The organism is Ehrlichia minasensis (assembly GCF_004181775.1).
Classification (GTDB): Bacteria; Pseudomonadota; Alphaproteobacteria; order Rickettsiales; family Anaplasmataceae; genus Ehrlichia; species Ehrlichia minasensis.
Genome location: NZ_QOHL01000032.1, coordinates 1 through 9,927, shown reverse-complemented (window position 1 = coordinate 9,927; position 9,927 = coordinate 1). Strand labels below are relative to the sequence as shown.

5 protein-coding genes are annotated in these 9,927 nt (G+C 29.9%); 2 read left to right on the top strand and 3 right to left on the bottom strand.

Features of this window, described 5'->3' with window-relative positions; genetic code table 11:
• Positions 1-562: 562 nt before the first annotated feature.
• Positions 563-1,189 (bottom strand): phosphoribosylglycinamide formyltransferase, encoded by a 627-nt coding sequence (gene purN, locus DRF75_RS04680; RefSeq protein ID WP_045171266.1) that lies wholly within the window; start codon positions 1,187-1,189, stop codon positions 563-565.
• Positions 1,190-1,324: 135 nt separating this feature from the next.
• Positions 1,325-2,827 (bottom strand): leucyl aminopeptidase, encoded by a 1,503-nt coding sequence (locus tag DRF75_RS04675; RefSeq protein WP_045171267.1) that lies wholly within the window; start codon positions 2,825-2,827, stop codon positions 1,325-1,327.
• Positions 2,828-3,261: 434 nt separating this feature from the next.
• On the opposite strand from DRF75_RS04675, the gene DRF75_RS04670 reads away from it, so the two are divergent.
• Positions 3,262-3,936, top strand: a complete 675-nt coding sequence (locus DRF75_RS04670) for a protocatechuate 3,4-dioxygenase (protein WP_045171268.1) — start codon at positions 3,262-3,264, stop codon at positions 3,934-3,936.
• Positions 3,937-5,443: 1,507 nt separating this feature from the next.
• Here the strand turns inward: DRF75_RS04670 and clpB are convergent.
• Positions 5,444-8,011, bottom strand: a complete 2,568-nt coding sequence (clpB, locus tag DRF75_RS04665; protein WP_129992747.1) for an ATP-dependent chaperone ClpB — start codon at positions 8,009-8,011, stop codon at positions 5,444-5,446.
• Between the two features lie 336 nt (positions 8,012-8,347).
• Between clpB and DRF75_RS04660 the strand changes: the two genes are divergently transcribed.
• On the top strand, positions 8,348-9,073 hold the full coding sequence (locus DRF75_RS04660) for an SDR family NAD(P)-dependent oxidoreductase (protein ID WP_045171274.1): 726 nt from the start codon (positions 8,348-8,350) through the stop codon (positions 9,071-9,073).
• The last annotated feature ends 854 nt before the right edge of the window (positions 9,074-9,927 follow it).

Genomic DNA, 9,927 nt, shown 5'->3' with positions numbered 1-9,927 from the left:
ACAGTACCAATTTTACATACAAACTAATATCTCACTATATCATGAGTTAAGCAATAGATAGTTACATCATTACTATCCACAATGATTAATCAACATAAACACTACAAGTTAAAATCCATCCAACACTACTAATTCTCTATAATATTAAAGTACCAATGCTACATAAAAATTATATCTCTTCATTATCTATTAATAACTCTATCTACACCATTGCACTCTTGTAAGTTAAAATTGTTGAGTTATTTTTTTATAAAGTATGAGTTTTTAATAAATTCACATTTGTATTTTTGCTAAGATTTTTCATTTTGTTTAGATTATATAGCACCTTCTAGCATATGTGTAATCCAGCACAGCACACTATGAATTTTGCATCAATCCTTATCTGTTAATCCTACATTTTAGAAATACATACAATAACAAAAATCACATAGCTTTAAAAACCTACAATAATAGTTGTACACAATCTAAATTGCAGCTGATTTACGCACCACCAATAAATTCAACATAGAATGCATAAACCAAATTAGACTGAAATTAACTTAATATACCACAATTTTATAAATCAAATAGCTTCACTGTAGAACAATTGTAATGACTCCTTTGATGTAGCTATATTTTCATCAAGTTGCACTTGATTTAATGCTATTAATTTTACAGCTTTAGGATAACAAATATATTCCATCTGTAAAATCCTACTAGAAAGATCTGCAACAGTATCTGATGAAAATACAGGAACTGCTGCCTGTATAATAATAGGCCCTCCATCAACTTCTGGATATACATAATGTACTGTACACCCTGCAATTTTAACTCCAGCCTTCAATGCTTGAGCCTGCGCATTCAACCCTTTAAAGGATGGTAAAAGTGAAGGATGTATATTAATAACTTTATGAAGCCACTTATTAATAAATTTTTCAGGCACAATACTCATAAACCCTGCAAGACAGACCAAATCTACTTTATGTTCTTTAAGTATACCATCAATAGCATCAAAATCTAACGGACGACCTTGAACTACAAAAGTCTTAATATTGTTCTTTTGTGCAATCAATAAACCATTTGCATTAGGATTATTTGAAATCACACAAGATACTTCAGCAGGAAAATCATCTTGCATACAAGCATTAATTAATGCATGCATATTAGAACCCCTACCTGAAATCAAAATGCCCAATTTAAGCAGTACCATATAACAAAGCTATTCTAAAGTTAATTATGTATAAACATTACCACAAAACAAAGCAAAATGCCTTATTTTTAAATTATAGAAATAAATAAAAATCTCTATAACCTCTACAATATTTATTAAACCAGGATATCATTTTTAACGAGCATCATAGTATTTTAGCATCAATCTATTTAGTAACCTTACACCAAAACCAGTAGCACCTTTAGGACATATTTCATTACCTTCATTATCCCATGCCATACCAGCAATATCTAAATGTACCCAAGGTGTCTTATTTACAAATCTTTGTAAAAACTGTGCAGCAGTAATGCTATCAGCACCATATCCTTTTGTTGAAATATTTTGCATATCAGCAATTGATGAATTGATAAGCTTATCGTAAGCATCATCTAAAGGTAATCTCCATAACTTCTCACCAGCTTCATTACCTGCAACAATCAACTGATTAGCAATAGCATCATCATTTGAAAAAAGCCCAGCATACTGATTATTTCCCAAAGCCACAACAACAGCACCAGTTAATGTAGCCAAGTCTATCATTAATTTTGGAGCAAACATTTTTTGAGTATACCACAAAGCATCAGCCAAAACTAATCTACCTTCTGCATCAGTATTCAACACTTCAATAGTTTGGCCAGACATTGAAGTAACAATATCACCAGGTCTTTGAGCATCACCACCAACAGCATTTTCAACCAATCCTACAACACCAACAGCATTAACTTTTGCTTTTCTGGCTGCAAGAGTACGCATAATACCAACAACAGCAGCAGAACCAGCCATATCATACTTCATATCCCACATACCTTTAGAAGGTTTTAAAGATATACCACCAGTATCAAAAGTAACACCTTTTCCAACAAATGCTACAGGGGGTTCTGTTTCTTTTCCTCCATTCCACTTCATTACTACAAGTCTAGATTTTTTAGCACTACCTTGCCCTACACCTAGAAGCGCCATCATCTGATTTGATTTCATGTAATTTTCATCAAAGATCTCAACTTTAACATCTACCTTACTCAATTCTTCATATATCATCTGAGCATAAGTTTCCGGATAAAGAATATTAGGAGGTTCTGAAACAAAAGAACGAGCTAAAAATATTGATTCACCTTCAGCTTTTAAATCATCAAATAGAGCAGAGGTTTTTTGAGGGTTATTTTTTGAAAAGAATGTTAATTTACTTACATAAGTTGCATTATCATCTCTTTTTTGCACAAAATACTTATCAAAATTAAAACTACGTAAAAATGCCCCATAAGCAATATTAGCCATAACATCACTATCATGACTGCTTATAATGGAAGCCTCTGATATTTTCATTCTATTAAGTTCAGAATATATTATACCACCAATCTTTAAAGACTTTTCTTCATCAAACTCTTCAGCTTTACCTAACCCTACTACTATTATCATAGGGTAATTCTCACCTAACCCAACAATTGGTAATACTTCAGCAAATTTGCCATTAAAAGACTTATTATCTTCTACGATTTTCACGATATTTTCACGCTGATCAACCAAGGCATTATAATCTTCTAGGTGATTGCTACCTTCAAAAATACCAACAACTACTGCTGTTGTTTTTAACAACAAAGATACTCCCGGCATCAAACTTGAAAATGATATATCTATCATGGCAAACCTAAATTAGTATTATTAACGCACTTTCAATCTAATCCTTTTTATAAGCTTTGCAAGAAAAATATTAATAATTCTGATATAATACAATAGTTAATTCCTTATAAATTCTATACAATCTTATATACATTATTCCCACAATTTCACATTATGAAACAGACACAACATTCACTTTCACAGTACTTATATACAATGGCAAATATTTATAAAATCAAACTCTCCAAAATAATCAAATCTACCATTAATAGACTAATACTGATTACCCATTTCATAAATAATTAATAAAAGTTTTCTCAGCAATTACAATATTTAGCATTTATATATTGCCGCAATAGAAATTATATGGATAATCTGTAAAATTAAGTTAAATTATAATCAAAATTAAATATTAATCTTATTGATAACTCGAAGATTTAAATTATGGTAATGAGATGAACTATTTCGTAAAATTATTGTTGTGTTTGCTTATAAGTACTGCATATACACGCAACGCACTAGCAGTTGATCCAGTTCTTGTTAATTGTAAAAAAACCCCTGAAATCTACGACATCAGCAATAAGCCAGGTAATTTTCCTTTATCAAATAACCTACGTCGTAAAACCGGTACACCATTAACAGCCGATGGAGAATTGATATATATTGTAGGCAGAGTTACCGATGAAAACTGCATACCCATAGCAAACGCTAATGTATTTATCTGGCATACTAATGCACATGGAATATATCAAGACAATCAAGGTCATAGTGGTAAATCAGAACTTATCTTAGAAGAATTAGATATGTATGATTACAACTTTAGCGGATCAGGAAAATCAGTAACTGATAACCTAGGAAATTATAGTTTTATAACTATTGTCCCTGGTACTAATATTCAAAACAAAATCCCTCGTATACATTTTACTTTACAGCACTCAGAATTTCCTGAATTTAACACAACAATGTTTTTTCCAGAATATAACAATTCAACAGACCAACAATTTAAAAATATTGATCCAAATCTAAATGACAGGTTAGTAGCACGATATACCAAGAATGCACTCGGTATAAAAACTTATCATTTTAACATTACAATAGCAGGAAAAACGAATTACAAGTCTTACAAATAACGACAAATTCACTTGAAATAGTGATAAAACATTAGTAATATACCCTAATGTTATAGTTTAATACTACTGCATGTAATACACAAACTTATAAGTATACAAAAGCTACTAATGAAGCTTCCTGCAAAGTGATCGATGTACTTCTAACAGCAGCTTTCATAGTTATCTATTATCTAAATCATTAAGTTTCACACAAGTTTATAAGTTTACAACTACAAAATGTTGTACTATACTTTATTTTTTACTTTAAAATTTTATACAGTCCTGTAATTAAATTTAGATTTACACAATACATATACTTTATACTAATTAGCTAATTACATATGACCTTTATAAGTACTATTACACTTATAAATTCATAAATATAGATGTCAGTAGATCAATGATTTAAACATACTTTAAGCATTACCAAATTCACTTGCAGCACTATATAAATCATCTAACTATAAAATTTTAATATTTCACAGAGAAAAAATTTATAGCAATAACATCTAGATCATAACTTTTTATCAAAACACACACCTGATTTTTCAATATAACTTTATGCTACAAACCAATATTAAGTGTAAATCTTACTCAAAGTAATTTGCAATATTAAAAATCATACACGAAATAAAACATTAACATGTTCCTTCAATCAATTGCAAACATTACTATGAATATTGATAGAGTATTTATACATTCATACACCTTAAAACACATTTATCTACCATAGAAAAAATACAATGTATTTCAAGAACATCTAGTACTAACACATTAAAAAACTCATAAAACTACTTCACTTAAATGCAACAGCATAATAAATATTCATCATTGCATAGATAATAGAATTAATATACCAGACTCATTAATTTGATATAGAAATTCCTTAATGATTCTAAATACGGGTTTGCAAGAAACAATTTTATTTATAGAATATCATCTATATTATCAAATGATCATTTGATAAATCTAGTACAGACTTATTGAATCTATCAATAAGAATTTCCTATATATTTTGATTCATACCTAGACAACTAAAATCATACAATCCCTTATAATAATTTACACAATTAAATCATTATAACAAACTCACTAAAAATTTATATTACATATTAAGAAGCACATACCACATATAATATTTATAGAAATACAATACAGAAAAATTAAATAATCTTTATAGCAATTATATTTAACTAACTACTAGTTGATCAATCTATTGCAAGCCTACCTGACCCATTAAGAAACATATAGCCAGCAGCGAATAACATTACAATTACACACACAATAAGTATATACCATAATTTCACAGAATTTCTTGTCTATTCTGAAAAATTAAACAATACTTACCACACACATTCTCTACAACTTATTAGTAACCAAATCATTAGTTGATTAATTTATCCTTAGTCTATTTGAACAATTAAGCATACATACAATAACTTATAGAATATACCATAGTTTCACAGTACTGCTGATTTATTCTGATATATATACTGAAAAACTAAGTAACCCTTACCACACATACTATCTATAACTTATTAATAACTAAATCATCCCCTAATACATCTACTTCAAGTTTATTCCCTTCATTAACTTGATTTGCAAGAATTAACTTTGCTAAATTATTCTGTATCCTTTGTTGTATCAATCTTTTTAAAGGCCTTGCTCCATATAAAGCATCATAACCATTATCTATCAACCAAGATTTTGCTTTTAAGGACAAACTAATTTCTAATTTTTTCTGTGCAACAATTTTTTGCAATATAGAAAATTGTACATCTATAATCTTCTCTATATGCGCTTTAGTTAATTTATGGAATATAATAATTTCATCTAACCTATTGAGAAATTCTAGACGAAAATGATGTTGTAATACACTAGACATAGACTTCTTGACTGATTCTTCATCTGCATCTTCCTCAATATTGATTAATATTTCCTGCCCTAAGTTTGATGTTAAAACTAATATTGTATTACGGAAATCAACTAATTTTCCATGATTATCCGTTAAGCGACCTTCATCTAATACTTGCAATAAAATATTGAAAATATCTCCATGTGCTTTTTCTATCTCATCAAAAAGTATTACTTGATAAGGCCTCCTTCTAACAGCTTCAGTTAACATACCTCCTTGGTCATATCCTACATACCCTGGTGGCGCACCTATTAATCTAGACACAGTATGCTTTTCCATAAACTCTGACATATCAAATCTTAAAAGAGCAGATTTATCACAGAATAAAAATTCAGCTAATGTTTTAACTAATTCTGTTTTTCCTACCCCAGTAGGTCCAAGAAATAAAAAAGATCCTAAAGGCTTATTAGCATCTTGCACACCTGCACGTGATCTTCTAACAGCATCACTTACTGCTTTAATAGCACTTTCTTGCCCAATAACTGTTTTTCCTATTTCCTCTTCCATACGTAGTAACTTTTCTCTTTCACTACTCATCATGTTTTCAATAGGAATACCTGTCCATCTCGATACAATATTTGCTATATCATCTTCTGTAACTTCCCTTTTCAACATGTTACTACTAGGCTTCTCACATTTTTTCAATTCCTTTTCAAGTTCAGGTATAATTCCATACATTAATTCACCAGCCTTTGCTAAATTACCAGATCTTTGAGCTTTTTCTAAATCGCTTCTTGCATTATCCAACTTTTCTGCACACTCCTGCATCTTTAATATCTTGATTTTTTCAGCTTGCCATTTACTATTTAATTCTGATACTTGAATATTTAATCTATTTAACTCCTCATTTAACTTTACTAACCGTTGTTTTGAAGATTCAGTATTTTCCTTCTCTAAAACTCCTGCTTCAATTTTTAATTGAATAATTTTCCTATCCAACTCATCAATTATTTCAGGTTTACTATCAATTTCTATTCTTGCACGACTTGCTGCTTCATCAATTAAATCTATAGCCTTATCTGGTAAAAATCTATCAGTAATATAACGGTTTGACAAAGTTGACGCTGCAATTATCGCACTATCCATAATTCTAATACCATGGTGTATTTCATACTTTTCCTTTAAGCCACGTAAAATAGATATTGTATCATTAACAGTAGGCTCAGAAATAAATACAGGTTGAAATCTTCTAGCTAATGCTGCATCTTTTTCTATATGCTGTCTATATTCATCCAACGTCGTTGCACCTATACAATGTATTTCACCTCTTGCCAATGCTGGTTTTAATAGATTAGATGCATCCATCGCGCCATCAGTAGCACCTGCACCAACTAAAGTATGTAATTCATCAATAAACAATATAACAGCACCATTAGATGCTATTATTTCATTAATCACAGCTTTTAATCTTTCCTCAAACTCACCTCGATATTTTGTACCGGCAACAAGCATTCCAAGATCCAATGCCATAATCTTCGCATTTCTCAACCCAACAGGAACATCACCTATTACAACACGTTGTGCTAGTCCTTCAATAACTGCTGTCTTACCAACTCCAGGATCCCCAATTAATACAGGATTATTTTTTGTCCTACGTGATAAAACCTGCATTGTACGTCTAATTTCCTCATCTCTTCCAATTACCGGATCAAGTTTTCCAGCAATAGCAGCTTCAGTAATATCTTTAGCATATTTTTTTAGAGCATTAAATTTTTGCTCAGAGTTAACACTATCAGCTTTAGTTCCATTACGCATATTTAATATTAATGACTCCAATTTTACTGGAGTTACTCCATGCGAAATTAATATCTTACAAACATTACTATCCTTAACTACGGCAAGAGCTTGCAACAATCGCTCTACAGTAACATAAGTATCTTGATTCCTTTTTGCTAAACTAATCGCCTCCTCTAAAACTTGCGCCATTTCTCTTGATAGATGTATATGACCACTACCACTCACAACAGGTAATTTATTCAAAGAAAGCTTCACATCATTGTATATCTTATCAATATCACATCCACATGAAGTCAACAATAATTCAACAAGTTCATCTTTCTCATCCAACATTACTTTAAGCAAATGTTCTGGTACCAAAGATTGATGCCCTAATGCAACTGCTGCAGTTTGTGATTGCATGATTAAATTCTTTGACACATCAGTAAACTTATTGAGATCCATAATTAGCTTCACGTTAAATTATCTAACCTACTATATAAACATCATTTACAAAAATTAAAGAGATGTATATCAATTCATTGATAAAATTTTTTTTATTAATAATTATATACCAATAGTATCATCATTAATTAACCTAATGTATTATTTTATTTGTTAGCAACAATATTTCTCACAATACTTACATTAGAAAAAATGTACATCAACTTATGGTAAAAATAATCTAACATAATATTGCTTTATAATTTAACACTAGCTAGCTATATATTCCACTGTTTTGCTTGCCAACTCAACTCATACTGCTTATCATCTGAGCATAAAGAAATTATGGGACATTGTATGGAAAAACAATTAGCAGGTAAAGTAGCAATAATTACAGGTGCTTCTGGAAATATTGGATCAGCCATTGCAAAAAGATTTGCTAAAGAAGGAGCCTGCATTATTCTAATAGCTAAAAATATCAACAAACTTAACGCTATATACGATTCTATACAAGAATCAGGAGGAGACGCAATGCTAGCAGCAGTTGATCTTCAGGATTTCGATACAATAAAAAATTTTGCAATGTCTATAGGAACAAAGTTTAAAAGTATAGATATACTAGTCTTAAACGCAGCAATAGTGGGAGACCTCAGTCCACTACAAGATTATGAATACGATCTCTGTAAAAGAATAATGGACATCAATTTTATCGCTAACTGGCATTTAATCAAATACTGCGATCCACTACTTAAACTTTCACCTGCTGGTAGAGTCATTGCAGTTACTTCCGAAGTAACACAATCACTATCCAGATATCCATACTGGGGGCCATACGCATCTAGCAAATCTGCCTTAGAAACAATGTTAAGAATATATGCTACAGAAACAAAGCATAGCAAATTATGTGTGAATATTGTTTACCCACCATTAATGTACAATGATATATATACTCAAGCTTTTCCCACAAAAGAAATTGCACAATCAGTACTTCCAGAAAACTTCACAGACAAATTTATTGAATTAGCGTCTACTCAATGCAACGTAACAGGAGAAATTTATAAACTAGGACCAGATAACGAATAAGACTAATATTTGCAATTACTTTTTATTATTATTAATATTAAGTACACAAAATTCATAATTGAAAGGTTTTAACCTTTATTGTTTTATAACATCAAGATGGAGCAGCAATTTATTACGTAAAGTGAGCACTTATAAAAGTATAAATTTAAAAAGTTTATAACTAAAAGTAACACTCTATAATGCTGTTTATCTGTCAAATATAATATTACAAAACAACTGTACAAATCATGTGATCTAATCAACAGTAACTTCTTCAAAAAAAGTAAACAATAATAATTACATTTTTATTTTGTAACACTCATAAAAAGTTATTATTTTAATAAAAATAAACACACAATGATACTATCAGCAATAGCTATATACTTATAAGATAACCATGATCAACTCATAAACATCTGAAACATCCCATAGTAAAAAGTTTGATATAACTACAATTATCAATATATTCATTTGATAATATCCACAACCAATTTAATAAAAACAACTGATAGATACACACAATAACAAAAACTGTGATAGTGATATTTACAAGATAACTACAATTAGGTACTAAGTACTATATACAAAACCTCAACATGGTTATAATACTTACGACAATATAAGAATTATAATTTCTTACATAACAACTGCACATACATATGCAACAATTCATTTAAAAAAACTGTAATAGCCAATTTCATACATTTACAAAATAATTAGAACTAGGATATGAGATTTCAATACACTCACAATAAAATGACAATGTTCTTAACTAATGATGATTTTCTATAAAACAACTATATATACACATCCCTTTAAAAACTGTGATAGCTAATCCCACATGTTTTAGATAACAGAACTAGGCATTAAAATAT

Coding starts and splice junctions, on each gene's coding strand:
- DRF75_RS04660 (WP_045171274.1), top strand. CDS start 8,348: ATGGAAAAACAATTAGCAGGTAAAGTAGCAATAATTACAGGTGCTTCT.
- DRF75_RS04675 (WP_045171267.1), bottom strand. CDS start 2,827: ATGATAGATATATCATTTTCAAGTTTGATGCCGGGAGTATCTTTGTTG.
- clpB (WP_129992747.1), bottom strand. CDS start 8,011: ATGGATCTCAATAAGTTTACTGATGTGTCAAAGAATTTAATCATGCAA.
- DRF75_RS04670 (WP_045171268.1), top strand. CDS start 3,262: ATGAACTATTTCGTAAAATTATTGTTGTGTTTGCTTATAAGTACTGCA.
- purN (WP_045171266.1), bottom strand. CDS start 1,189: ATGGTACTGCTTAAATTGGGCATTTTGATTTCAGGTAGGGGTTCTAAT.